General features: G+C 56.8%; 25 protein-coding genes. 6 read left to right on the top strand and 19 right to left on the bottom strand.

Features of this window, described 5'->3' with window-relative positions; all coding sequences use genetic code 11:
* Positions 1–143: 143 nt before the first annotated feature.
* The 8 genes from fdx to trmJ form a co-directional block, all read right to left on the bottom strand.
* Positions 144–482, bottom strand: coding sequence for an ISC system 2Fe-2S type ferredoxin (gene fdx, locus AB5Z09_RS13695; RefSeq protein ID WP_005333808.1), 339 nt, complete (start codon positions 480–482; stop codon positions 144–146).
* Between the two features lies 1 nt (position 483).
* Positions 484–2,331: a Fe-S protein assembly chaperone HscA gene (gene hscA / locus AB5Z09_RS13690; RefSeq protein WP_368195498.1), complete on the bottom strand. Its 1,848-nt coding sequence runs from the start codon at positions 2,329–2,331 to the stop codon at positions 484–486.
* Between the two features lie 28 nt (positions 2,332–2,359).
* Entirely contained in the window at positions 2,360–2,878 is a 519-nt protein-coding gene (gene hscB, locus AB5Z09_RS13685; RefSeq protein ID WP_047434369.1) for a co-chaperone HscB, read from the bottom strand.
* A gap of 118 nt (positions 2,879–2,996) precedes the next feature.
* The gene (iscA, locus tag AB5Z09_RS13680) at positions 2,997–3,320 is read right to left on the bottom strand and encodes an iron-sulfur cluster assembly protein IscA (protein WP_005333812.1); all 324 of its coding nucleotides are present in this window, start codon (positions 3,318–3,320) and stop codon (positions 2,997–2,999) included.
* Between the two features lie 15 nt (positions 3,321–3,335).
* Complete coding sequence (iscU, locus tag AB5Z09_RS13675) at positions 3,336–3,719, bottom strand: Fe-S cluster assembly scaffold IscU (protein ID WP_005333813.1); 384 nt, start codon at positions 3,717–3,719, stop codon at positions 3,336–3,338.
* Positions 3,720–3,760: 41 nt separating this feature from the next.
* Positions 3,761–4,975 carry an IscS subfamily cysteine desulfurase gene (locus AB5Z09_RS13670; RefSeq protein WP_021229687.1) on the bottom strand — a complete coding sequence of 405 codons (1,215 nt, stop codon included), beginning with the start codon at positions 4,973–4,975 and terminating at the stop codon, positions 3,761–3,763.
* 53 nt (positions 4,976–5,028) lie between these two features.
* Positions 5,029–5,532: a Fe-S cluster assembly transcriptional regulator IscR gene (iscR, locus tag AB5Z09_RS13665; protein WP_026035025.1), complete on the bottom strand. Its 504-nt coding sequence runs from the start codon at positions 5,530–5,532 to the stop codon at positions 5,029–5,031.
* A gap of 92 nt (positions 5,533–5,624) precedes the next feature.
* Positions 5,625–6,347 (bottom strand): tRNA (cytosine(32)/uridine(32)-2'-O)-methyltransferase TrmJ, encoded by a 723-nt coding sequence (gene trmJ, locus AB5Z09_RS13660; protein WP_047434362.1) that lies wholly within the window; start codon positions 6,345–6,347, stop codon positions 5,625–5,627.
* A gap of 186 nt (positions 6,348–6,533) precedes the next feature.
* Here trmJ and AB5Z09_RS13655 point away from each other — a divergent pair, with 186 nt between their 5' ends.
* Positions 6,534–6,950: a hypothetical protein gene (locus AB5Z09_RS13655; RefSeq protein WP_319890356.1), complete on the top strand. Its 417-nt coding sequence runs from the start codon at positions 6,534–6,536 to the stop codon at positions 6,948–6,950.
* Here the strand turns inward: AB5Z09_RS13655 and AB5Z09_RS13650 are convergent.
* A complete protein-coding gene (locus AB5Z09_RS13650) occupies positions 6,903–7,436 on the bottom strand; it encodes an SCP2 domain-containing protein (RefSeq protein WP_368195497.1) in 534 nt (177 codons plus the stop codon). The two genes, AB5Z09_RS13655 and AB5Z09_RS13650, sit on opposite strands and share 48 nt — an antisense overlap.
* A 189-nt stretch (positions 7,437–7,625) precedes the next feature.
* Between AB5Z09_RS13650 and AB5Z09_RS13645 the strand changes: the two genes are divergently transcribed.
* Entirely contained in the window at positions 7,626–8,621 is a 996-nt protein-coding gene (locus tag AB5Z09_RS13645; RefSeq protein WP_005344835.1) for a peptidase U32 family protein, read from the top strand.
* A gap of 11 nt (positions 8,622–8,632) precedes the next feature.
* The gene (locus tag AB5Z09_RS13640) at positions 8,633–9,505 is read left to right on the top strand and encodes a U32 family peptidase (RefSeq protein WP_129504229.1); all 873 of its coding nucleotides are present in this window, start codon (positions 8,633–8,635) and stop codon (positions 9,503–9,505) included.
* A gap of 65 nt (positions 9,506–9,570) precedes the next feature.
* On the opposite strand, the gene nlpI is transcribed toward AB5Z09_RS13640, so the two are convergent.
* From nlpI to queA, 7 genes are all read right to left on the bottom strand, one after another.
* On the bottom strand, positions 9,571–10,515 hold the full coding sequence (gene nlpI, locus AB5Z09_RS13635; protein WP_005351017.1) for a lipoprotein NlpI: 945 nt from the start codon (positions 10,513–10,515) through the stop codon (positions 9,571–9,573).
* Positions 10,516–10,605: 90 nt separating this feature from the next.
* The gene (locus AB5Z09_RS13630) at positions 10,606–10,974 is read right to left on the bottom strand and encodes a rhodanese-like domain-containing protein (protein ID WP_005351016.1); all 369 of its coding nucleotides are present in this window, start codon (positions 10,972–10,974) and stop codon (positions 10,606–10,608) included.
* Positions 10,975–11,058: 84 nt separating this feature from the next.
* On the bottom strand, positions 11,059–12,006 hold the full coding sequence (gene secF, locus AB5Z09_RS13625) for a protein translocase subunit SecF (RefSeq protein WP_005337322.1): 948 nt from the start codon (positions 12,004–12,006) through the stop codon (positions 11,059–11,061).
* A gap of 10 nt (positions 12,007–12,016) precedes the next feature.
* The gene (secD, locus tag AB5Z09_RS13620) at positions 12,017–13,870 is read right to left on the bottom strand and encodes a protein translocase subunit SecD (RefSeq protein ID WP_005337324.1); all 1,854 of its coding nucleotides are present in this window, start codon (positions 13,868–13,870) and stop codon (positions 12,017–12,019) included.
* Between the two features lie 18 nt (positions 13,871–13,888).
* Complete coding sequence (gene yajC, locus AB5Z09_RS13615) at positions 13,889–14,224, bottom strand: preprotein translocase subunit YajC (protein WP_005337327.1); 336 nt, start codon at positions 14,222–14,224, stop codon at positions 13,889–13,891.
* Positions 14,225–14,277: 53 nt separating this feature from the next.
* Positions 14,278–15,414 carry a tRNA guanosine(34) transglycosylase Tgt gene (tgt, locus tag AB5Z09_RS13610; RefSeq protein WP_069555774.1) on the bottom strand — a complete coding sequence of 379 codons (1,137 nt, stop codon included), beginning with the start codon at positions 15,412–15,414 and terminating at the stop codon, positions 14,278–14,280.
* A gap of 74 nt (positions 15,415–15,488) precedes the next feature.
* The gene (queA, locus tag AB5Z09_RS13605; protein WP_368195496.1) at positions 15,489–16,541 is read right to left on the bottom strand and encodes a tRNA preQ1(34) S-adenosylmethionine ribosyltransferase-isomerase QueA; all 1,053 of its coding nucleotides are present in this window, start codon (positions 16,539–16,541) and stop codon (positions 15,489–15,491) included.
* Between the two features lie 212 nt (positions 16,542–16,753).
* Between queA and AB5Z09_RS13600 the strand changes: the two genes are divergently transcribed.
* The 3 genes from AB5Z09_RS13600 (at position 16,754) to ahpF (ending at position 20,163) form a co-directional block, all read left to right on the top strand.
* On the top strand, positions 16,754–17,200 hold the full coding sequence (locus AB5Z09_RS13600; protein ID WP_368195495.1) for a CBS domain-containing protein: 447 nt from the start codon (positions 16,754–16,756) through the stop codon (positions 17,198–17,200).
* Positions 17,201–17,892: 692 nt separating this feature from the next.
* Positions 17,893–18,459 carry an alkyl hydroperoxide reductase subunit C gene (gene ahpC / locus AB5Z09_RS13595; protein ID WP_005337335.1) on the top strand — a complete coding sequence of 189 codons (567 nt, stop codon included), beginning with the start codon at positions 17,893–17,895 and terminating at the stop codon, positions 18,457–18,459.
* A gap of 123 nt (positions 18,460–18,582) precedes the next feature.
* Positions 18,583–20,163: an alkyl hydroperoxide reductase subunit F gene (gene ahpF / locus AB5Z09_RS13590; protein WP_368195494.1), complete on the top strand. Its 1,581-nt coding sequence runs from the start codon at positions 18,583–18,585 to the stop codon at positions 20,161–20,163.
* 136 nt (positions 20,164–20,299) lie between these two features.
* Here ahpF and AB5Z09_RS13585 read toward each other — a convergent pair whose 3' ends face one another.
* From AB5Z09_RS13585 to AB5Z09_RS13575, 3 genes are all read right to left on the bottom strand, one after another.
* A complete protein-coding gene (locus AB5Z09_RS13585) occupies positions 20,300–21,016 on the bottom strand; it encodes an SIMPL domain-containing protein (RefSeq protein ID WP_194496065.1) in 717 nt (238 codons plus the stop codon).
* 56 nt (positions 21,017–21,072) lie between these two features.
* Positions 21,073–21,633, bottom strand: a complete 561-nt coding sequence (locus AB5Z09_RS13580; protein ID WP_005337339.1) for a hypothetical protein — start codon at positions 21,631–21,633, stop codon at positions 21,073–21,075.
* Positions 21,634–21,719: 86 nt separating this feature from the next.
* The coding region (locus AB5Z09_RS13575) for a VWA domain-containing protein (protein ID WP_368195493.1) at positions 21,720–24,464 on the bottom strand (2,745 nt) is incomplete at its 5' end.

Below are 24,464 nucleotides of genomic sequence, written 5' to 3'. Positions count from 1 at the left end.
TATAAGCACTCTTTATGGGAAAGAGCTTATTGGCAAAGAGAGAATAACGAATACAAAAAAGGCCGTGCCCCCGAGGGTCACGGCCTTCCACCATATCACTGAAGCACCACAGGATGCTGCACGTGCAATTCACTCATGTGTAATTAATGGCGTTCAGAGGCAAGGTTCAGGGTGTACTTGGGCAATTCCACCACCAGATCCTCGTCCGCCAGTTTTGCCTGGCAGCTGAGGCGCGATTCCGGCTCCAACCCCCACGCCTTGTCCAGCATGTCGTCTTCCAGCTCGTCACTTGGCTCGAGCGAGTCAAAGCCCTCGCGCACCACGCAGTGGCAGGTGGTGCAGGCACAGGATTTCTCGCAGGCGTGCTCGATTTCGATGCCGTTGCGCAGCGCCACATCCAGAATGGTCTCGCCGCTTTGCCCCTCGAGGGCGGCGCCATCCGGACAGAGTACGGGATGAGGAAGAATGATCAGTTTTGGCATATTACACCTTGTTGACGTTTTGTCCGGTCAGCACCTTGCGGATGGAGGCGTCCATCCGGCGGGCTGCAAACTCGCCACTGACAGCATCGGCTGCCTCAATGGCTTCTTTGATTTGATGGGTTGCGCCGCTGTTGCGCATAGTCAGCAGATGGGCGATGGCGGCATCAATCTCGGCACGCTCGGCAGCATTGAGCAGGGCATCGCCATCGGCGGCCAGCGCCGCATTGAGACTCTCGACCACCCGGTCGGCTTCAACCTGCTGCTCGGCCAGCATGCGGGCATCCATATCCTGCTGGGCGTTCTCGATGGAGGCACTCAGCATGTTGAGGATATCCTGCTCCGCCAGCCCGTAAGAGGGCTTGACCTGGATCTCGGCCTGCACGCCGGAGGATTTCTCCATGGCGCTGACCGAGAGCAGACCATCCGCATCCACCTGGAAGGTGACGCGAATATGGGCGGCGCCGGCTGCCATCGGTGGAATACCGGTCAGGGTAAAGCGGGCTAGGGAGCGGCAATCGGCCACCAACTCGCGTTCACCCTGTACCACGTGAATGGCCATGGCGGTCTGACCATCCTTGAAGGTGGTGAACTCCTGGGCGCGGGCAACCGGGATGGTGGTGTTGCGCGGGATCACCTTCTCGGCGAGGCCCCCCATGGTCTCCAGACCCAGCGACAAGGGGATAACGTCCAGCAGCAGCATCTCGGCATCGGGCTTGTTGCCCACCAGAATATCGGCCTGGATGGCGGCGCCAATGGCGACCACCTTGTCAGGATCGATACTGGTCAGCGGCGTACGCTGGAAGAATTCGCCCACCAGTTCACGCACCAGCGGCACCCGGGTGGAGCCACCGACCATCACCACTTCCAGCACTTCCACCTGCTCGAGACCGGCATCGCGCAGGGCGCGGCGACAAGCCAGCAAGGTCCGTTTCACCAGCGGGGTGATGAGTTCATCAAACTGGCTACGGCTCACTGAACCCTGCCAGCCAGCAAAGGTGCACGCCACCTGCTCGGCATCGGTCAGACCATGCTTGACGGCCGCGGCCACATCCAGCAGCTCGCGCTGCAGATGGGCATCCAGCTCGCCGGAGAGGCCCGCTTGCGCCTTGATCCAGTCCGCCAGCAGGTGATCAAAATCATCACCGCCGAGGGCGGAATCGCCGCCGGTCGCCATTACTTCAAACACACCGCGGTGCAGACGCAGGATGGAGATATCGAAGGTGCCGCCCCCCAGATCGTAAACCGCGATCACCCCTTCCTGACCGGAGTCAAGGCCATAGGCAATCGCGGCCGCGGTCGGCTCGTTGAGCAGTCGCAGCACGTGCAGACCGGCCAGACGGGCCGCATCCTTGGTGCCCTGACGCTGGGCATCATCGAAATAGGCGGGCACGGTAATGACCACGCCGTCGAGATCGCCACCCAGGGTCTGGGCGCCACGCTCGGCCAGCTTTTTGAGAATTTCGGCCGAGACCTGCACCGGATTGACCAGCCCCTGACGGGTATGCAGTTGCGGCATGCCATTGTCGGCGGCAACAAACTGGTAAGGCTGCTGGCGGGTATCGATATCGGCCAGCGCCTTGCCCATCATCCGTTTGACCGAGACGATGGTGTTGTGAGGATCGAGTGCCGCTTCGCGCTTGGCATCAATTCCGACTCGAATGGCGTCGCTTTGATAATGCACCACTGACGGGAGCAGGTCGCGCCCTTGCTCATCGCAAAGGGTATCGGCGTGACCACTGCGAACCGCAGCGACGAGAGAATTGGTGGTGCCGAGATCGATGCCGACGGCACGTTTGTGCTGATGGGGAACAGCGCTCTGGCCGGGTTCGGCGATTTGCAGTAATGCCATGGGTAATGAAACTTCCAGCGTTAAAGGATCAAGACTCGAGAAGCGAGTCTTCGAATCGTTCCAGCTCTTCGAGGAGCTTGTCGACAAACTTGAGTTTGCGAACGCAATCAGCGGCAACGAGATCTCTGCCGGCGGCAAGAGACTCGGCCAGCTGCTGCATCAACATCTGGTGATCATGCCTGATCTCGCTGCGGAAATCCTTGATGGCGCGCTCAGGGTCGGCGTCATCTTTCAGATCGGCCAGACGCTCGCGCCACTCCAGCTGCTGCATCAGAAACGCGGTATCTTGCAGAGTCTGCTGTTCACCACGGATATCAGTGCCACGCAGGGAGAGCAGATACTCGGCACGGCGCAGCGGCGCCTTGAGGGTGGTGAATGCTTCGTTGATCTGGGCGGCACGTTGCACCGCAGCCAGCTGCTCCCGTTCGGGGGCGGTGGCAAAACGATCAGGATGGAATTGGGTTTGCAGCTGGCGGTAGGTATCAGCCAACTGACGGGTATCGAGCTCGAAGCCTTCAACCAGCCCAAACAGCTCGAAATGATTCATGCAAACCTCTTGGAAACGTTCGCCACTACCTCACTCGCCCCTGGCAAATGAGATGTGGTTGAACGGGTCATGGACAACCCGCTCAACCACAGACGAAGGATCATTGACGTCAAACATCTCAGACACTGAAGCTTTCGCCGCAACCACACTCGCCTTTGGCGTTGGGATTGTTGAACTGGAAGCCCTCGTTGAGGCCCTCCTTGACGAAATCCAGCTCGGTGCCATCCAGATGGATCAGACTCTTGGCATCGACAATAATCTTGACGCCCTGCTGCTCGAACACCTGATCCTCATCGGTCAGTTCATCAACGAACTCAAGCACGTAGGCCAGACCGGAGCAGCCGGTGGTTTTGACGCCGAGGCGCAGGCCAATGCCCTTGCCCCGGTTAGCCAGAAAAGAGGAAACCCGTGCCGCGGCGGCATCTGTCATGGTAATAGCCATACTGCTCTCCGGCGCTTAGAGACCTTTCTTCTGCTTGTAATCGGCGATGGCGGCCTTGATGGCGTCCTCAGCCAGAATGGAGCAGTGGATCTTCACCGGTGGCAGGGCCAACTCTTCAGCGATATCGGTGTTCTTGATGCCAGCCGCTTCGTCCAGGGTCTTGCCCTTGACCCATTCGGTCACCAGGGAGCTGGAGGCGATGGCAGAACCGCAGCCGTAGGTCTTGAACTTGGCATCTTCGATGATGCCTTCGTCGCTGATCTTCAATTGCAGCTTCATCACGTCGCCACAGGCGGGCGCACCGACCATGCCGGTTGCAACGCTGGGATCATTCTTGTCGAAACCACCGACGTTGCGAGGATTCTCGTAGTGGTCGATTACTTTTTCACTGTAAGCCATATCTCACTCCTGCTAATTCTGTTGCTCACTGACCAGATAGATCAGTGATGAGCCCATTCGACCGTGTTCAGATCGACGCCGTCTTTGTACATCTCCCACAGAGGGGACATCTCACGCAGACGACCGATGGAGTCACGAATAAGCTTGACCGCGTAGTCAATCTCTTCCTCGGTGGTGAAGCGACCCATGCTGAAACGGATGGAGCTGTGTGCCAGCTCGTCGTTCAGACCCAGTGCGCGCAGCACATAGGAAGGTTCCAGGCTGGCGGAGGTACAGGCCGAACCGGAAGAGACCGCCAAATCTTTCAGCGCCATGATGAGGGATTCCCCTTCCACATAGGCAAAGCTGACGTTAAGGTTGCCCGGAACACGCTGATCCAGATCGCCATTGATGTAGACGGCTTCAATATCCTTGATGCCATTCCACAGACGCTGGCGCAGTGCCAAGATACGCTCGCCTTCACTCACCATCTCTTCTTTGGCGATGCGGAAAGCTTCGCCCATCCCGACGATCTGGTGGGTCGGCAGAGTACCGGAACGCATGCCGCGCTCGTGGCCACCGCCATGCATCTGGGCTTCCAGACGAACGCGGGGTTTGCGGCGAACAAACAGCGCACCGATCCCTTTCGGACCATACACCTTGTGCGCAGAGACGGAGAGCAGATCCACTTTCAGTGCTTCCACATCTACCGGGATCTTGCCCACACTCTGAACGGCATCCACGTGCAGCAGGATCTTGCGGGAACGGCACAACTCGCCGATGGCGGCAATGTTCTGAACCACGCCGATTTCGTTGTTCACATGCATGATGCTGACCAGGATGGTGTCATCACGCATGGCATTCTCGATCATCTCGATAGTGAACAGGCCGTTTGGCATCGGCTCAAGATAGGTCACCTCGAACCCTTCACGCTCCAGCTGGCGACAGGTATCGAGCACCGCCTTGTGTTCGGTCTTGGAGGTGATGATGTGCTTGCCCTTGCTGGCATAGAAGTGGGCAACACCCTTGATGGCCAGGTTATTGGATTCGGTCGCACCGGAAGTGAAGACGATCTCGCGGGGATCGGCACCGATCAGATCTGCCACTTGATTACGGGCCAGATCCACCGCCTCTTCGGCTTGCCAGCCAAAGCGGTGAGAACGGGAAGCCGGATTGCCGAACAGGCCATCCATGGTGAGACACTGCATCATTTTTTCTGCGACACGCGGGTCCACCGGACAGGTTGCCGAATAATCAAGGTAAATAGGCAGTTTCATGTTTTTCTCCGTCACAGTCAGGGTCATACAGAGTCCCGCTGTGGAAAGCACGTTTATAGTTGGACTTTCAAGCTCACATCGCCGTGTTCTGCCCGATCAACCAGGGACAACACGGTCTTCATTTGTTCATCTTGCTTGCCGGCAATCCGGCGCACATCGGCCTGGCGTACCAGCTCGGCCAGGGTGATATCCCCGAGGAAGCTGGAGATCCGCTCACTCAGATCACGCCACAGGGAGTGAGTCAGGCACTGGGTACCGCCGTGGCAGCCGCCCTTGCCGAGGCACTTGGTAGCATCGACCGACTCATCGACCGCGGTGATCACCTGACCAACCGAAATCTCGCCTGGGGCCAAACCGAGGCGATAACCACCGCCCGGGCCACGCACGCTGCTCACCAGACCATGTTTGCGCAGGCGGGCAAAGAGCTGCTCGAGATAGGACAACGAGATGCCCTGGCGCTCGGAAATATCGGCAAGGGGGACGGGCCCCTGCTCTGCATGCAGCGCCACGTCGAGCATGGCGGTTACAGCGTAACGTCCTTTTGAAGTCAGTCTCATGTGCCTTACCGTCTTGCGAAGCAATTTAATGGGGCACATGGTCACATACCCGACCAAATCAGTCAAGTATATGGTTGAGTAAATCAGTCGGATTAATCCGGTACGCGCGCTTTCTGCACCGAGGTCAGAATACCGCGCAGAATGTTGAGCTCCGCCGCTTCCGGCCGAGCCCGATTGAACAAGCGACGCAGCTTGCTCATCACATGACCCGGATGGTCATCGGCAATAAAACCGGTCTTCATCAGGGTTTGTTCCAGGTGCTGATAGAACCCTTCCAGCTGGGCGGCACTAGGATAGACCATCTCGTCTTCAGGCTCGGCGGCCTGCCCCTGCAGCCAGCGCATCCGCACTTCGTAACAGAGAGTCTGCACCGCCATGGCCAGATTGAGGGAGCTGTAATCGGGATTGGCCGGAATGGCCACGTGGTAGTGGCACTTTTGCAATTCGTCGTTGGTGAGACCAGTGCGTTCACGGCCAAACACCAGCGCGACCGGGTGCTGCATCCCCTCAACCACCGACTTTTCGCCGGCCTCACGGGGATCGAGCATGGGCCAGCTCAGGGTTCGAGAACGAGCGCTGGTGCCAATCACCAGACCACAATCGGCGATCGCGTCGTCCAGAGTCGGGACGATACGTGCATTGGCAAGCACATCGCTGGCACCAGCCGCCAGGGCGAAGGCATTGTCATCCGGCAAGGCTTGCGGATCAACCAATACCAGCTGGGTCAACCCCATGGTCTTCATGGCGCGTGCCGCAGACCCCATGTTGCCGGTATGAGAGGTGTTTACCAAAACGATACGAATCTGATCCAACATGCCCAGTCAATCTTCAGTCAAAAATGGCGCGTAATTGTAACATAAGAGAACACAATGTTGGCACCGTAAAAGCCGAGCCATTTCAGAACAAAACTACCCGTTTGTATAACAAACCAGCATGAGGGAAGTGAGAGGGGGGGCTAAACTTGATGGATATCCGATAAACGGCACAGGAGACACAACGCCATGCTTCCTCCCTTTATCTATGAGAGATTGCCCAGCCTCTACCTGCTGGCAGCCATTGCCATTATTACGTTGAGTGATCAGCCCCTGCTCTGGTTTGCAGGCGCCTTGCTGTTTATCGCCGGAGCGGTGACCTGGATGATGCGCTCCAGCTACCGACGTACCGATCTGATTATCTTTCCGAGCAAACGCTGGCTACAGCCGGAGTGGCTATATGAAGCGCTGCCCTTCATCTGGCTGGCTGCGGGGCTGGCCATGTCACAGCTGCCCGCCCCTGCGGCACTCATCGCCTTGGTGCCCTGTCTGTGGGCCTGTCGCTGCCTCTGGGCACGGCACCATTATCGTCGCCATGCCCATGGGGTGATTGTCCACTTAAGACGGGATCCCGCCCGGCGCCGTCTGCACCGGAGCCTGCGCTGACTCAGTGCGGGCCCGTTCGATAAACGTCGCCAGATCCATCAGGGGATACTTCACCAGGCTTGGCAAGCCATCGAGATCCAGACTGTCCATCAGGTTTTTCACCTCAAGGCCCAGTTCGGTATCCCCTTCTATCTTCAGCTTGCGCTGGAAAAAGAGCGAATCCGGATCCTCTTTGCGACCGGCAATCAGGATCAGGTCGTTGGCGGTACCGCTGAAGCAGACATCGGCCTTGTCACACTCGCGAGCCACCACCAGCTGGCCATTCTGCTCACTGATAAACCAGCACAGCGCCAGATCAGAGACTTCGACTTTCAGCCACTTGTCTGCCAGAAACTCGAAATCACCATCTTCGATAGCCTCTTTGAAAACCCGGGCCAGCAAACTCTCCATCAGCTGCTTTTGCAGATTGAAGGGAACAAGCTTGAGGGGATGGCGCAAGAAGCGCGGAGCCTGTTCGACCAGGCGGCGTTGCAGTTGTTGAAACACGATAGACTCCCTTTTTTACGCATTCAAACACAGGGAGAGTGTCAAGATCCTGTTGGAAATCAAACTTGTGCAGGGTTACCTCAAGAAGGGTAAAGCCACACAAAGCTGCCTCAGGTCAAAAAGCGGGAGTGCATGGCTGCATACAATCAGGGCTCGTTTGCCCTTCATATGCACTCTCGGAGCGTACCAATGGAATTACTCTGTCCGGCAGGCAGTTTGCCGGCACTGAAAACCGCCGTAGATAACGGGGCCGATGCCGTTTATATCGGTTTCAAGGATGACACCAATGCACGCCACTTTGCCGGTCTTAACTTTACCGACAGCAAACTGGAGAAGGCGGTGGATTATGTGCATCAACATGGTCGCAAGCTGCATATTGCCATCAATACCTTTGCCCATCCCGGGGCCGATGCGCGATGGAAACAGGCGGTTGATCGCGGGGTAGCCCTCGGCGCCGATGCGTTAATCATCGCCGATCTCGCCGTGCTGGAATATGCCAGCCGCCACTACCCCGAGATGGAACTCCATGTCTCGGTGCAGGCCAGCGCCACCAATGCCGCCGCCATTCGCTTCTATCAGCAGCAATTCAATGTCACACGGGTGGTGCTGCCTCGGGTGCTCTCCATGCATCAGGTCAAGCAGCTGGCCCGCGAGACCGATGTTGGCCTTGAGGTATTCGCCTTTGGCAGCCTCTGCATCATGGCCGAGGGGCGCTGCTATCTCTCCTCCTACATGACTGGCGAGAGCCCCAACACCGTCGGCGCCTGCTCACCGGCCAAGTTCGTCCGTTGGGAAGAGACCCCGAATGGTCTCGAGTCGCGGCTCAACGAGGTGCTGATCGACCGCTATGGCCCGGGCGAAAATGCCGGTTACCCGACCCTGTGCAAGGGGCGTTTCGACGTGGATGGCCAGACCTACCACGCGCTGGAAGAGCCCACCAGTCTCAATACCCTGGGTCTCCTGCCCGAGCTGTTCAAGACCGGGATCCAGTCGGTCAAGATTGAAGGGCGCCAGCGCAGCCCCGCCTACGTAGAGCAAGTGACCCGGGTCTGGCGTGCGGCCATTGATGCCTATCAGGCCAATCCCGAGGCCTATCAGGTCAAAGCTGAGTGGGATGCCCAGCTCGCCCGCGTCTCCGAAGGTAGTCAGACTACCCTCGGCGCCTACCATCGTCAGTGGCAATAAGGAGTCCACCCATGCAATTTTCTCTCGGGCCTCTGCTCTTCTACTGGCCCAAAGCCGATACCGAAGCCTTTTACCATGCCGCCGCCGACAGTCAGGCCGACATCATCTATCTGGGGGAGACCGTCTGCAGCAAGCGGCGCGAACTCAAAGTCGATGACTGGATTGCGCTGGCCCGTCAGATGGCCTGCTCCGACAAGCAGGTGGTGCTCTCGACCCTCGCCCTTATCTCCGCCCCCTCCGAACTCAAGGAGGTGAAGCGGCTGGTCGACAATGGCGATCTTATGGTCGAAGCCAACGATCTCGGTACGGTGCAACTCGCCTGGGAGGCAGGGATCCCCTTCGTCTGTGGCCCCGCCATCAACGCCTATAACGCCGATGTGCTGCGCATGTTGCTCAAACAGGGGATGAAACGCTGGGTCATGCCGGTGGAGCTCTCCCGTGACTGGCTGATCCAGCTCAATCAGGATCTGGGCACCCTGCGCGACCAATTTGAGGTGGAGGTGTTTGCCTACGGCCATCTGCCGCTCGCCTACTCGGCGCGCTGCTTCACCGCCCGATCCCTCGACAAGCCCAAGGACAACTGCGAGCTCGCCTGCATCAACTACCCCACCGGACGACTGGCCAACAGCCGCGAAGGGCAACGGGTGTTCAATCTCAACGGGATCCAGACCCAGTCCGGTTACTGCTACAACCTGGGTAACGAGCTGGCTGGTATGGAAGGTCTGGTAGATGTGGTCAGGCTTTCGCCGCAAGGGATGGAGACGTTGGAGATGTTGGCCCGCTTCAAAGCCAACCGGCAGGGCCAGGCTCCCCTCTCCTTGCAGCAAGGAAGCGATTGCAACGGCTACTGGCGTCAGATCCCCGGCATGAGCCTGGTGGAGTAAACCCGCCATTCGCCCAACAAAAAGGCCTCATCGCGAGGCCTTTTTTACCACTATCTGGCAGTAGATCAGGAGGGCTGATCACCCTTGTTACGAGCGCTCTGGGCACCTGGCGGCAAGGGCTTGCGCGCCATCAACTCCAGCTCCAGCAGCGCATAGCGGTGCTCGATGAAGTCATAGACGTTGTTGGATAAGGCCAGCTTGAAGTAGCTGATGGCTTCCTTGCGGTTGCCTTTGCCCAGCTCGAACTTGCCCAGATAGAAGTAGGTTTCACACAGGCGCTCGGCAAGCTCCCGGTTATCCTTCACCCCTTTCACCACGTTGCCCATCAGCTGGGAAGCGTTGATCTCGCCGGTATAAAGGCGCACCAGATCCCAGTTCCAGGCATCGTCATCGTACTTGTTGAGACGCTCGCGCATCCGGCTCATGGCGGCCGACGGGTCGAGTTTCTGCTCGGCCAGATAGAGCCAGATCACCCGATAGGGGTCTTCCGGCTGCGCCTCGTAGAAACGCTTCATATCGGCCGCAGCCAGTTCGGGACGGTTGCCGTAATAGAGGGCGATGCCACGGTTGAGATAGGCATAGTCATAGTCCGGCGCCAGTTCGAGGGCGGAATCGAACGCATCATAGGCTTCGTCGTAATTCTGCTGCTGTACCAGATAGACGCCGATGAAGTTGTAGGCTTCAGCGAAATCCGGTTTCTCCCGCAGGGCACGGTTGAAATCGAGCCGCGCGAGGGAACGCAGACCAACCCGATCAAACACCACGGCACGTTCATAGAACAACTCTGCCCGTTGCTCGGTGGTCAGTTCCATTTCACTGAGCATCTGCCCGAGTCGGGCGAGCGCCAGCTCACTCTGGTAGGAGACCTGCAGGGGGGTCGCCAACACCAGTGAAGCAGGCTGCGGCTTGGGAACCTTGGGGGTGTTAACCTGACTGCTACTGCTGCAACCCCACATGGGAAGCAACAACAGGATACCGAGGAGGTATCCAATCCCTTTCCTGACGTTCAATGAACACTCCGACGCTTACGCTTGACCCCGCATATGGTAAAGGTCAACAGCCGCTTTGTCATGTAGCTGTGCCCCTCTACCTCAAATAAATCAGGATTCGACAGGGTATCCGGCATCGCACCAACCGCGAAACCCGCCGTCGACGCTGATCACCTTGCGATAACCCATCTGTTGCAGGTTGTCCGCCGCCAGAATGGAGCGAAAACCACCACCACAATAGAGGTAGAGCTCGGTCTCAAGATCCGGGAACTGGGTCTCGATATCCCGCTCAATCACGCCACGACCCAGGTATCGGGCTCCGGGCAGATGACCCCTGGCCCACTCGCTCTCTTCCCGCACGTCGATCAGGTGAAACGTGCGCCCTTCATCCTGCCAGCGCTTGATCTGGTGAACATCGGTTTCGGTGATGCGGGAGCGGATCCCGTCAACCAGCGCCAAAAAACGGGGATTGTGATGCATGACAAACTCCTGTTGTTTAAATCATGTGCGTCAGCAAACGACACGCAGAGATAAGAAAAGAGCGCCATGAGGCGCTCTTCACTGTTACGGCAGGATTTCCTGTTGGTCCGCACCCTCTTTTTCTACCTGGGTTGGCAGCATGTGCTCGCGCTTGACGCCGAGGAACATGGCAAACGCACTCGCCACATAGATGGAAGAGTAGGTACCGAACGCCACACCGATCACCATGGCCACGGCAAAACCGTGGATCAGCGCACCGCCCTTGAGCAGCAGCGCCAGCACCACGATAAAGGTAAGGCCGGAGGTGATGATGGTACGACTCAGGGTCTCGGTCATGGAGAGATCCAGAATGTATTCGGTATCCCCTTTACGCACCTTGCGGAAGTTCTCCCGCAAGCGGTCGAACACCACGATGGTATCGTTCAGGGAGTAACCCACCAGGGTCATCAGCGCCGCCAGTACGGTCAGGTCGAACTCGTACTGGAAGTAGGCAAAGACACCCAGCGTGATCACCACGTCGTGCACTAGGGAGAGAATCCCCCCCAGCGCCAGACGCCATTCGAAACGCACTGCCACGTAGGCCAGGATACAGAGGATGGAGGCCAGCATGGCCAGCGCACCGTCTGTCGCCAGTTCATCACCCACGGAAGGGCCGACGAACTCGACGCGTTTGAGCACTGCGCCCTCGTCGAGCTGCTTGGCCGCCGCCAGCACTTCGTTACCCTGTTGTTCTACCTTGACCCCCTCTTTCGGGGTCAGGCGGAACAGCACGTCACGGCTGGAGCCAAAGTGTTGCAGGGTTGCCCCTTCAATCTTCTGCTCTTCCAGAGCGTCGTGGATCTTGTCCAGGCTCACCGACTGCTGGAACCCCACCTCGATGGTGGTACCACCGGTAAAGTCCAGACCCCAGTTCAGCCCCCGATCAAACAGGAAGAACAGGGCTACCACCATCAGCACGGAAGAGAAAACCACACCCGGCTTGGCATAGCGCATAAACGGGATCGGTTTTTCAAAATGTAGAATCTGAAACATCTCTCTATCCTCAGATGGGCAGCTTGTCGATACGCCGTCCACCCCAAGCCAGGTTGATAATGGCACGGGAAACTGTGATGGCAGTAAACATGGAGGCGGTCAGACCAATGCCCAGCGTCAGGGCAAAGCCCTTGATGGCGCCAGTACCGATACCGAACAGGATCACGCAGGTGATCAGCGAGGTCACGTTGGAGTCGGCGATGGTGGAGAATGCCCGATCAAAGCCCAGATGGATGGCTTGCTGAACACCACGACCGTTGCGGATCTCTTCACGAATACGCTCGTAGATCAGCACGTTGGCATCCACCGCCATACCCAGCGTCAGGACGATACCGGCGATACCCGGCAGGGTCATGGTGGCCCCCGGGATCATCGACATGATGCCGACAATCAACACCAGGTTCATACAGAGCGCCAAGTTGGCAACCCAGCCGAACGCGCGGTAGTAGATCCCCATGAACAGCACGATCACCAGCATGGCCCAGCCGATGGCTTCCATACCGCTGTCGATGTTCTGTTGACCCAGGCTCGGGCCAATGGTGCGCTCTTCCACGATCTGGATCGGGGCGATCAGGGCACCGGCACGCAGCAGCAGCGCCAGGTTGTGGGCTTCGTTGGCGTTGTCGATACCTGTGATACGGAACTGGCTGCCAAGACGCGACTGGATGGTGGCGACGTTGATCACCTCCTCCTGCTTGCGGAACTTGCGCTTGCCATCCGGACCCGGTTGACCGACCGGCTTGTACTCGATGAAGACGGTCGCCATCCCTTTACCGACGTTATCCTTGGTAAAGTTGGCCATCTTGTTGCCACCCTGGCCATCCAGCTTGATGTTGACCTGGGGACGGCTGTACTCGTCGAAACCGGACTGGGCACCCACGATGTGGTCACCGGTCAGGATCACCCGCTTTTGCAGCACCACGGGACGACCATTGCGATCGTTGTAGACCTTGGAGCTGGGCGGGACACGGCCATCGGCCGCAGCCTGGATGTCGGCAGTCTCATCGACCATGTGGAATTCCAGGGTCGCGGTTGCACCCAGGATCTCCTTGGCGCGGGCGGTATCCTGAATACCGGGCAGTTCAACGACAATGCGCTCGGCGCCTTGCTGTTGTACCAGCGGCTCGGCCACGCCCAGTTCGTTGACCCGGTTACGGATGATGGTGATGTTCTGCTCGAGGGCGTACTTCTTCACTTCCTTGATCTTGGCTTCGCTCAGACCAGCCAGCAGGATGAACTCATCCCCTTTCTGCTCGGTAGTGAAGGTCAAATCAGGGTTCTGACGACGCAGATGAGAAACGGCGCGTTCCTGATCGGCTTCGTCACGGAAGATCACCTGCACCTGATCACCGACCCGGCGCACGCCGGAGTAACGGATCTTCTGGGTGCGCAGCTCGGAGCGGAAATCCTGCACCATCTGCTCTTGCTGCTTGGTCAGTGCTTCGGCCATGTCCACTTCCATCAGGAAGTGCACACCACCGCGCAGATCAAGACCCAGCTTCAGAGGCGCCGCACCGATGGCTTCGAGCCAGGCGGGAGTGGAAGGTGCCAGGTTGAGTGCGGTAATGAAGTTGTCGCCCAGCTTGTTGGCAACGATATCGCGCGCCTTCAGCTGGTCTTCGGTGTTCTTGAAACGGATCAGGATAAAACCGTGCTCGAATGCAGCATGTTTGACCGGGATCTTGGCCGCTTCAAGGGTCTCTTTCACCAGATCAAGAGTATCTAGCTTGACTTCGGCACCACGGCTGGCAGAAACCTGCAAAGCCGGATCTTCGCCGTAAAGATTGGGGGCTGCATATAGAAAACCGATGGCGATCACCAGGATCACCATCAGGTATTTCCACAGCGGATAGCGATTCAACACGCTGTGCTCCTTGGGAGATTAAAGGGACTGGATAGAACCCTTGGGCAGAACGGCAGAGACGAAGTCCTTTTTGATGGTGACTTGAGTCTGGTCGTTCAGGGCGATCACCAGGTAATCGCTGTCTGCAGCCACTTTGGCAATTTTGCCAACCAGGCCACCGGAAGTGAGCACTTCATCACCCTTTGACAAGGAGCTCATCAGATTGCGGTGATCCTTGGCACGTTTGGCCTGGGGACGATAGATCATGAAGTAGAAGATCAGGCCGAATACGGCCAGCATGATGATCATTTCCATACCACCACCCTGTGCACCCGGTGCTGCGCCTTCTGCATACGCCTTGGAGATAATGCTCATTTAACAACCTCTTATTGATGTAGATTTAAAAAAAACAAAATTATATGTTGTTGTTATTTAACGTCATTTTCAGCTAACGGAGGCACAGGCTTCCCTTGCCGACGGTAAAACTCTGTTACAAAGTCGTCTAATTTACCCTGCTCGATCGCGTCCCGCAAACCCTGCATCACACGCTGGTAGTAACGCAGGTTATGAATCGTATTCAGACGGGCACCGAGGATCTCGTTGCACTTGTCCAGATGGTGCAGGTAGCTACGGCTGTAGTTCTTGCAGGTGTAGCAATCGCATTCGGCATCCAGGGTGCTGGTGTCGTTGCGGTGCTGGGCATTGCGGATCTTCACCACGCCATCGGTGGTGAACAGGTGGCCGTTGCGGGCGTTGCGGGTCGGCATGACGCAGTCGAACATGTCGATACCACGGCGCACCCCTTCCACCAAGTCTTCCGGCTTGCCGACACCCATCAGGTAGCGCGGCTTGTCAGCCGGAATTTTCGGGCAGACGTGCTCGAGGATGCGGTGCATGTCCTCTTTGGGTTCGCCCACGGCCAGACCACCGACCGCATAACCGTCGAAACCGATCTCCAGCAGCCCCTTGAGGGAGACATCCCGCAGATCTTCGTAGACCGAGCCCTGAATGATGCCGAACAGGGCGTTCTTGTTACCCAGCGCATCAAACTTTTCACGGGAGCGCTTGCCCCAGCGCAGGGACATCTCCATGGACTTGCGCGCTTCTTCATAAGTGGCCGGGTACGGAGTGCACTCGTCGAAGATCATCACGATGTCGGAGCCCAGATCGTACTGGATCTCCATGGACTTCTCGGGGTCGAGGAAGATCTTCTCGCCATTGATGGGGTGACGGAAGTGGACGCCCGCTTCGGTGATCTTGCGAATATGGCCTAGGCTGAACACCTGGAAACCACCGGAGTCGGTCAGGATCGGGCCCTGCCAGTTCATGAAGTCATGCAGATCGCCGTGGGCACGCATCACTTCCTGACCCGGACGTAGCCAGAGGTGGAAGGTGTTACCCAGCAGGATCTGGGCGCCGGTTTCACGCACTTCTTCCGGGGTCATCCCCTTGACGGTGCCGTAAGTCCCGACCGGCATAAAGGCCGGCGTTTGTACCACACCACGTTCGAAGACCAGTTGACCGCGACGGGCACGGCCGTCGGTGGTTTTCAGTTCAAATTTCATTGCTACCTCGGCTGCGTCAGATAAACAGTCTGACAATAGGAGGGCCGCTCACGGCCCGGTAAATAAGCTGAAGCTTATGCTTCAACCTGGCGACGGGTGACGAACATGGCGTCCCCGTAGCTGAAGAAACGGTACTGACCGGCCACAGCTGCCTGATAGGCCGCCATCACGTTGTCATAACCGGCGAAGGCGCTGACCAGCATGATCAGGGTCGACTCCGGCAGATGGAAGTTGGTGACCATGGCATCGACAATCTGGAACTGGTAGCCAGGGAAGATGAAGATATCGGTGTCACTAAAGAAGGGCGCCAGCGGTTTGCCCTGTGCCAGGGTGACCTTGGCAGCGCTCTCCAGCGAACGCACCGACGTGGTCCCCACCGCGATCACCCGACCACCACGGGCACGGGTGGCCGCGATGGCATCTACCACCTCTTGCGGCACTTCCGCATACTCGGAGTGCATGTGGTGATCTTCAATCTTCTCTACCCGCACCGGCTGGAAGGTCCCCGCCCCTACATGCAGGGTGACAAAGGCCGTTTCAACCCCTTTGGCCCGAATTTTCTCAAGCAGCGGCTCATCAAAGTGCAGACCGGCGGTCGGCGCCGCGACGGCGCCCGGCTTTTGATTGTAAACGGTCTGGTAGCGCTCCTTGTCGGCATCCTCGTCGGGACGGTCGATATAGGGGGGCAGCGGCATGTGGCCGATGGCCTCCAAAATCTCCAGCACCGGACGCGGGTCGAGGAAGTGGATCTCGAACAGAGCGTCGTGGCGGGCGCGCATCTCGGCTTCAACACCACCATCCATGATCATCCGGGTGCCGGGCTTGGGCGCCTTGGATGCACGGACATGGGCCAGCACGCTGTGCTCGTCCAGAATGCGCTCGACCAATACCTCCAGCTTGCCGCCGCTGACCTTCTGGCCAAACATGCGCGCCGGAATGACACGGGTGTTATTGAATACCAGCAGGTCACCCGGATTGAGCTGATCCAGCACATCCACAAATTGACCGTGGCGCAGGGCGCCAGTCTGACCATCGAGCTGCAACAGGCGGCTGGCGGTACGCTCTGCCATCGGATAGCGGGCAATCAGCTCATCTGGCAGATCAAAATGAAAATCGGATACTTGCATCTTTCACCTCGGGGGGAATCGGCGGCTAGTCTAGTTATCCCCATCTTCCAAGGCAACCCAAAAGACCAAAAACCCAAGAGAGACAAGGGGTAGCGAGCAATATTGAGACACACCTCCGGTTAATGATTCTTTAATGTTCTGTATTGACCCTGATCATGTTTTGCCAATGGGCGCTGGGCTAGGGTGAAAGCAGATACACAAGGAGGCCCACCATGATGACCCTATCCGAAATCATGACCGAACATCCCTTCACTCTGGGTCCGTCAAACAGTGTCAAACAGGCGATGGACCTGATGCAGCAGGAGCGGATCCGCCACATTCCCATCGTCGACGAGCAGCATCACCTGCTGGGGTTGGTAACCCTCACCGATATCCTGGCCACCCGGGAATCCAAGCTGCTGCTCATCAGCCCGGAGCGGGAAGCAGAATTTACCGACAGCGTGCAACTCGACGAGATCATGACACGGCAAGTGGCGAGCGTAGATCCTCACGCCGGCATCAAGGAGGCAGCACTTTACCTGCAGCGCCACAAATATGGCTGCCTGCCGGTACTCAAAGGACGCAAGCTGATCGGCATTGTCACCGAGTCGGACTTTATTGCCGTGGCCATCAACCTGCTGGAATTGATGGAAGAGCAGGAACCACCTACCGACTTTTGATAGATCAGCCTGTAATTAAATTACAATAAAAGCGTTTTCAGTCGTCTAAATAAGCTGAAATGATGAAACACTTTCATTTTGATTGAAAAATTACACCAAATACTTGCCTTGTGATCTGCGTCACACTATCATCCCTCTCATGCAATAGTTGCCGAGGGGGAGACGAGGGATTGTGCACCCATTATCTTCCTCTCATATGTCTGCAAGTTTGCACACCCCGTAGTTAGTCTTTGCTGTAAAGCATTTGTTTATATAGCCATTCCTTGTTTGATGACCCGGCCCTGTCGTTGCGATAGCGCCGGGATTTTTTTTATCTGCGCCTTTCGGCCTCCCCTTGCCAGCACATCCCCCATCGCTGCGAGCAGCGGCCTCAACCTCCTGCGCCACCCGTTTGCACCACCGTTTATCTCATCGCGTCATCGTGGATCTGCACACCCCTTCTTATGCCTTGAAAAGGCGATGTAGCGCACAGATATTGAACCACGACAAGGAGTTATCTCAGTAGGCCAGAGATATTCATGTTAGGTACAGCCATAGTGAGCTATCTAATAAGTAGATTTAAGCGATTCAAAATTGCGGCTTTTATCGATTAGCGGAAGCCCCTATGATGAATCCATCGAAAGTTAAGCGCCTCGTCTGGCAAGACTCTTCAACACCAGACCGGCATATGTACATCACCAAGGAGCAATTACATGTCTACCTACATCAACACTGAAATCAAGCCGTTCAATGCTACCGCCTACCACAATGGCAAATTCGTTCAGGTGTCTGACGCTGACCTGAAAGGCAAGTGGTCCGTGGTCTTCTTCTACCCGGCTGACTTCACCTTCGTTTGCCCGACCGAGCTGGGCGACCTGGCTGACAACTACGCTGAATTCCAGAAACTGGGCGTCGAGATCTACTCTGTCTCTACCGACACCCACTTCACTCACAAAGCATGGCACGACACCTCTGACACCATTCAGAAGATCCAGTACCCGATGATTGGTGACCCGACTGGTACCATCACCCGCAACTTCGGCGTGATGATCGAAGAAGCTGGTCTGGCTGACCGCGGTACCTTCGTAATTGACCCGCAGGGCATCATCCAGATCGTCGAGATCAACGCTGGCGGCATCGGCCGTGACGCACTGGAACTGCTGCGCAAAGTCAAAGCAGCCCAGTACGTTGCCTCCCACCCGGGTGAAGTGTGCCCGGCTAAATGGAAAGAAGGCGAAGCCACTCTGGCCCCGTCCCTGGACCTGGTAGGCAAGATCTAAGCCTCCCGCTTCCAAGACCGGCCCGCATAAGGGCCGGTCTGCTTTCCGGCATTGCCAAATAGGCCTGAAAGCAGACCGACTCACATTTAATGCCAACTCGCCATTACAAGAAGGAATTCGACCATGTTGGATACCAACCTCAAACAACAGCTGAACACCTATCTGCAGTACATCGTCAATCCCATCGAGATCAGCGTGTCCGGCAACGACAGCGACAAATCTGCAGAGCTGCTGGCACTGGCCAGCGAGATCGCCGAGATGTCCCCCAAGATCACCCAGACCTCTGGCACTGCCGTTCGCAAGCCTTCCATGAGTGTCGCGCCGCAGGGCCAAGCTCCGCGCGTTCACTTTGCCGGCATCCCCATGGGTCATGAATTTACTTCTCTGGTACTCGCCCTGCTGCAAAGCGGCGGCCACCCTTCCAAGGCCGATGCGGCCGTGCAGGAGCAGATCCGCAATCTCAAGGGTGAGTTCCACTTCGAGACCTATATCTCCCTCTCCTGCCACAACTGCCCGGATGTGGTGCAGGCCCTCAACCTGATGGCGACCCTGAACCCCGGCATCACCCACACCATGATCGACGGCGCCCTGTTCCAGGAAGAGGTCGCCGAGCGTCAAATCATGGCGGTACCGAATGTTTACCTGAACGGTCAACCGTTCAGCAAGGGCCGTATTTCACTCGAAGAGATCGTCGCCAAACTCGACACCGGCGCCGCAGAGCGCAAAGCTGCCGAGCTGAATGAGAAAGATCCCTACGATGTGCTAGTGGTAGGCGGTGGCCCGGCTGGCGCCGCAGCGGCCATCTATGCCGCTCGTAAAGGCATTCGCACTGCCATCGTTGCCGAACGTTTCGGTGGTCAGGTGATGGACACCGTCGGCATCGAGAACTTTATCTCCGTGCCCTACACCGAAGGCCCCAAGCTGGCCGCCAGCCTGGAGCAGCACGTCAAAGAGTACGGCGTTGAAGTGATCACCGAGCAGCGCGCCGCCGCCATCAGCAAAGATGGATATGTGAACGTGGATCTCGCCTCTGGCGCCACCTTGAAGAGCCGTGCCGTGATCCTGGCTACCGGTGCGCGCTGGCGTGACCTGAACGTCCCGGGCGAGCTTGAGTACCGTACCAAGGGCGTGGCCTACTGCCCGCACTGCGATGGCCCCTTCTTCAAGGGCAAGCGAGTAGCTGTGATCGGAGGCGGTAACTCCGGCATCGAGGCAGCGATCGACTTGGCTGGCATCGTCGAGCATGTGACTGTGGTGGAGTTCGCCGACACCCTGCGTGCCGATGAAGTACTGCAGAAGAAGGCTCGCTCCATGGGCAATATCGACATCATCATGAGCGCTCGCACCACCGAAGTGATAGGTGATGGCAGCAAGGTGGTCGGTATGGACTACGAAGATCGCACCACAGGTGAGATCAAACACCTGGCGGTGGCGGGTATCTTCGTCCAGATCGGCCTGGTACCGAACACCGAGTTCCTCAAAGGGAGCGAGATAGCCCTGACCCGCTTTGGCGAGATCGAGATCGATACCAAAGGGGCGACCTCCCTGCCCGGCGTCTACGCTGCAGGGGATGCCACCACGGTACCGTTCAAGCAGATCATCATCTCCATGGGTGCTGGCGCCACCGCCGCACTGGGTGCGTTTGATTACCTCATCCGCAACCCAGCTCCTGAAGCGACCCAGGCTGATGCTGTGACCGCCTGATAAACCCAGCGCAACAAAAAGCCGACGCTCGATTAAGTAAACACGAGCGTCGGCTTTTTTATATCTGCATCGATGCGCAATAAAAACCCCGCAGCAAATGGCGGGGTTGTTCATGACTGGACTTAAACGACGGGCATCACTCCAGCAAGAAAACAGCCTCGATATTATCACTTACCGTGATCTGCTGTTGTTGATAGCTGTTGTCCGCCATATCCGCCGCAGGAGCAGCCATCGCCATGGCCTGCACCACTTTCAGGTTGCGGCTGTAGGCGGTAATGGGCGAAGCATTGCGGTACTCCACACTGTAGACCTTGCCAAGCTTCATCCCGAACGCCTTGGCCAGAGATTCAGCCTTGATTTTGGCATCCTCAACGGCATTCAGACGGGCCTGCTCCTTGATGACCTGCGGCGATTTCAACCCGTATTCAATCTGGGATACCGACTCCAGCCCGGCTTTAAGTGCGGTATCCATCAGGGGGCTCAACTTGTCGAGCTGATAGAGCTTCACCGCCAATTGTCGCTGAGCACGATACCCCAACAATACCGGCTTCTTGTTTTCGCCATACTGATATTCCGGCGAGACCATCAGGTTGCCAGCCTCAACATCGCTGCGCTTTATTCCCAGCCCTTCCAGTTGGCTGAAAAAGGCTGCGACCTTGGTATCGACCTGCTGCTTGGCCTTGAGGCCCTGCTTATCCAGTGCACTCACCGCCACATTGAGGGTGAGCATATCGGGTTCGGTCTTCTGCTCGGCATAACCACTCACCACCAGATGGGGCGCTTGCGGCACTTCAATCGCCAGCAGCGGAGCACTGACAACCAGAGCGGAAAGAGTAAGAAGGGGACGCCACATAGAAAAAAACCTCAATCGGAAAGATTGAGGTCATTATGCCCGTGCAGTTACGGGATTCATATATCATGCAAGGGGGGGAGCTGATCCAGTATCTGATTGGTCAGATCGAGACTAATGGTGACCATGCTGCCGGGATCCTGGCTCTGGTTTGCCATATCCAGCGCAGGAGCCGCGCCACAGACCAACACCTCATCATCGAAATGGAACGAGTCCCACGACAGAACGTGTCCTTGCACCGCCTGTCCGATATTGGTGCCACCACTATCCTCCTCCATCGCAGACCAAGGGATGGTATCAGATGGTCCTAGCAAATCTTGCAACAACGGAGAGTGAAAACTGGCCAGCGGATACTCCTGCTGCCCCTGATGATGGCCAACCAGAATCATGTTATGGGCAGACTCGGTATCCATGACCGGCACATAAGTGATAGAGGCCGTAGCGAAATCAACATAGAGCGAGCCCGCTACATCACCGGCCTCATTCTCAATCTCCATCCCATCCAGCCGATCCCCCGCGATCGAGGCCTGATAGCCAAACTGGCCTGCGCAGGTAATGTTCCCCTGCCCATCCCAGCTATAACGGATGCCATCAATGTCGACCCAGTTGAATGACTGCATGATTACCCCTCTCCTCTACTGCCGCTATCTTATCCATCCCCTTGGGGAAAAAACAGGGGCCAGGCAAGCCCGGCCCCAAGACAAGGTTACGGATCAACCTTCAAGTTACCGTCATCCAGCAACTTCTGAATAATCTGCAAGTCACTGTTACCCAAGGTTGTCAGGTCAATATTGTCAAATTTTATGACGTGGCTAGTTCCTCCACTCGAACCATCCAAATCAATCGTCAATGTAGATTTGTTGGTACCAGGCCCAGAGCTACTGAAATTGAGATAGGCATCCAGCGAGTTCTTATTGGCATGTTCACCAGTAAGCAGTTCGCTTATATCCAGTACATCCCCACCGGTACCGGTAGTGAAGTCCTTGATCACATCGGTACCACCAACATCTCCAGCGCCCCACTTGAAGGTGTCCTTGCCAGCCCCCCCAGTGAGGGTGTCAGACCCGGTCCCACCAATCAGAATGTCAATACCGTCACCGCCAATCAGGATGTCATTCCCTTTTTGGCCATAAAGCACATCATTACCGTCGCCACCTTCAAGGGTATCATCGCCACCGACAGCCCCCTCCTTACCATACACTGCATGCCGGCTGTAAAGTTCGTTGAGCAGTTGCCCACCACTCTTGCCCGGATTGTCTGCCACAAACTCGAACCAGCCACCATCCACATTGTCCGCATGAATGCTGTCACCAAAAATCACGTCGTTGCCTGCACCGCCCTGCAACAGGTCAGAGCCGACACTAACAGCGGTAAAGAGCGAACCCAAGCCACTGGACAGATCATCAAAGCTGTCTACGGCGAGGTAGTTATCTGGCGTGTTGTCAATCGCATTGAGGTTATTACCAAATGATGCACCGGATGGCACCCCAATCCCGACCGCATTAATCACCACCCCAGGAGCCGTCAACGCATTCAGGGCTGCCATACCGTTAGCAATCTGGGTTGAATTGGTCCAGCTTCCAACAGTTGGCTCCCCGTCCGTGAGGAAGTAGACATACTTATGATCCGCGACAGGATCCCCGGTCATCATGGTATTAAGAGTTGTCAACGCAGCCTGATAGTTGGTCCCCCCCCCTGAGCGAGTTAGATTACTGACAGCCTGCTGAGCAGCGGTAACCGAGGAATAGGTACCCACAACGTTGCTATTATCTGCAAACGTACCAATCTCGACTTGCAACTGTGATATGCCACTGAACTTGGCCAGCAAGTTATTGATGGCATCTTTCATGAGCTGGAATTCAGTGCCGCTAATACTTCCCGACATATCGATCATGAATGTCAGGTTGTAACTACCCGAAGTCACTCCGCCAACATCACCGATCAATACATCTGCCCCAATTCCACCCACTATTGCCCCATCAACATCCGGAGCAAGAAGAGGGTTGGGACGAACGTGATCGTCAATGGCCGTGCTTGCCCCGGAACCTGTGTCATTGGCATTGCCACCAACCACCAGTACCGGATTGATAATGGTCAACTTGGCACTACTGGTATCGCCGTCGCCATCCTTGATCTTGTAAGTGACCTCGACTGGAGCCCCCTCAGCTCCTCCTGATGGTGGTGTGAATCGGTAATCACCATCATTTTCAATGTAGAGGTTGCCCTTATTGGTACCCAATGCGATAGAGAAAGAGGTATTGCTGTTATTGAAGGTGTAGGTTGTTCCGTTGTACTCCACAGAAACCAGCTTGGGCGTAGCAAAACCATCAGCACCGGCACTGTCATTGGTTGTGACATTACCATCGATTACCTGCGTCAGGTTGGTCAGAGTTCCCGATAACTGACCAGCAGTATTGATCACCACCACATTGCTGTTGTGAGCACCACTAGGTGACCAAGCGACACTTTGCAAGTCGGCATCAAGCACGCTGGTTGAGCCAATTCCCACGGCATACGCACCATCAATACCTTTTTGCGTCAGGAAATTCGTCCACTCATTACGCTCTGCGGTGTTAATAGCGTCATCGGTCGAACTGGGCACACCATCCGAGATGAAAAATACAAAGGTATTATCAGCCGAAGGCGGTGTTCCATAGTTGTCCTGTACCGCTTGCAAGGCATCATCGTAGTCTGTCGAACCACCGGAAGAGATAGTTGTCAGCTGACCAGTCGCCTGGTCCTTAGTCAGCCATACCTGACTACCGACACTCTTGACGGTGGCAGAGCCAGCAAAATCAACCAGCATCACCTTGACCAACGAGTTGCCATAGCTGTTCATCAGATTCGTTACAGCATCCTTTATAACCTGCATATTGGTATCACCAATACTGCCTGAGCTATCGAGAACCAACACCAGGTTGACAGTGCCATTAGTGCCACTGGTAATGGTATCAGCCACAGCACTCGGACCGTCGTCCTCGAACTGGACGCCAGCACCGATGCTCACGCTCTTGCTCGCCACATCACCATCCCCATCGGTGGTGGTCACCACCGCCGACAGCTTGCCTGCCAGGTCTACCGGCTCGTCATAGTTGGTCGGGCTATCCGGATGTTTGATGGCTACAAACTGGGTCACGCTCAGTGTGCCGTCTTCCCCTATCTCCAGCTTGAATGCGTTGCTGTCCAGAACATTGTCGCCATCGCTGTCAAACTTGCCGTACACGATGTCGCTGTCAGCACCGTCCGCCACCAGGGTGATGGCCTTGTTGCCCACCGTGGTCACCAGCCCGCTGGCCGCCACATCAATACGCAGCGACACATCGGTCGTGCCACCGTCCACGCCTGCACTGCCCACGCCACCACTGAAGATCGACGCAACGCTGGTCACGGTGACACCCAGCTGGGTCGATTCATCGGTGGTGACACTGCCTGTCAGCGTCATCGCCGTCAC

Source organism: Aeromonas sp. R2-2, assembly GCF_040908355.1.
Taxonomy (GTDB): Bacteria; Pseudomonadota; Gammaproteobacteria; order Enterobacterales; family Aeromonadaceae; genus Aeromonas; species Aeromonas veronii.
Note: the sequence above shows the minus strand (reverse complement) of the source record. Positions and strands in the feature narration are given on the sequence as shown.

Excerpts from the sequence above, each read along its gene's own strand:
- tgt (WP_069555774.1), bottom strand. The coding sequence starts at position 15,414 with ATGAAATTTGAACTGAAAACCACCGACGGCCGTGCCCGTCGCGGTCAA.
- trmJ (WP_047434362.1), bottom strand. The coding sequence starts at position 6,347 with ATGTTGGATCAGATTCGTATCGTTTTGGTAAACACCTCTCATACCGGC.
- iscA (WP_005333812.1), bottom strand. The coding sequence starts at position 3,320 with ATGGCTATTACCATGACAGATGCCGCCGCGGCACGGGTTTCCTCTTTT.
- secF (WP_005337322.1), bottom strand. The coding sequence starts at position 12,006 with ATGTTTCAGATTCTACATTTTGAAAAACCGATCCCGTTTATGCGCTAT.
- iscU (WP_005333813.1), bottom strand. The coding sequence starts at position 3,719 with ATGGCTTACAGTGAAAAAGTAATCGACCACTACGAGAATCCTCGCAAC.
- ahpC (WP_005337335.1), top strand. The coding sequence starts at position 17,893 with ATGTCTACCTACATCAACACTGAAATCAAGCCGTTCAATGCTACCGCC.
- AB5Z09_RS13645 (WP_005344835.1), top strand. The coding sequence starts at position 7,626 with ATGGAATTACTCTGTCCGGCAGGCAGTTTGCCGGCACTGAAAACCGCC.
- AB5Z09_RS13640 (WP_129504229.1), top strand. The coding sequence starts at position 8,633 with ATGCAATTTTCTCTCGGGCCTCTGCTCTTCTACTGGCCCAAAGCCGAT.
- yajC (WP_005337327.1), bottom strand. The coding sequence starts at position 14,224 with ATGAGCATTATCTCCAAGGCGTATGCAGAAGGCGCAGCACCGGGTGCA.
- ahpF (WP_368195494.1), top strand. The coding sequence starts at position 18,583 with ATGTTGGATACCAACCTCAAACAACAGCTGAACACCTATCTGCAGTAC.
- hscA (WP_368195498.1), bottom strand. The coding sequence starts at position 2,331 with ATGGCATTACTGCAAATCGCCGAACCCGGCCAGAGCGCTGTTCCCCAT.
- queA (WP_368195496.1), bottom strand. The coding sequence starts at position 16,541 with ATGCAAGTATCCGATTTTCATTTTGATCTGCCAGATGAGCTGATTGCC.
- AB5Z09_RS13670 (WP_021229687.1), bottom strand. The coding sequence starts at position 4,975 with ATGAAACTGCCTATTTACCTTGATTATTCGGCAACCTGTCCGGTGGAC.
- AB5Z09_RS13580 (WP_005337339.1), bottom strand. The coding sequence starts at position 21,633 with ATGCAGTCATTCAACTGGGTCGACATTGATGGCATCCGTTATAGCTGG.
- AB5Z09_RS13630 (WP_005351016.1), bottom strand. The coding sequence starts at position 10,974 with ATGCATCACAATCCCCGTTTTTTGGCGCTGGTTGACGGGATCCGCTCC.
- iscR (WP_026035025.1), bottom strand. The coding sequence starts at position 5,532 with ATGAGACTGACTTCAAAAGGACGTTACGCTGTAACCGCCATGCTCGAC.
- AB5Z09_RS13655 (WP_319890356.1), top strand. The coding sequence starts at position 6,534 with ATGCTTCCTCCCTTTATCTATGAGAGATTGCCCAGCCTCTACCTGCTG.
- hscB (WP_047434369.1), bottom strand. The coding sequence starts at position 2,878 with ATGAATCATTTCGAGCTGTTTGGGCTGGTTGAAGGCTTCGAGCTCGAT.
- fdx (WP_005333808.1), bottom strand. The coding sequence starts at position 482 with ATGCCAAAACTGATCATTCTTCCTCATCCCGTACTCTGTCCGGATGGC.
- AB5Z09_RS13585 (WP_194496065.1), bottom strand. The coding sequence starts at position 21,016 with ATGTGGCGTCCCCTTCTTACTCTTTCCGCTCTGGTTGTCAGTGCTCCG.
- AB5Z09_RS13600 (WP_368195495.1), top strand. The coding sequence starts at position 16,754 with ATGATGACCCTATCCGAAATCATGACCGAACATCCCTTCACTCTGGGT.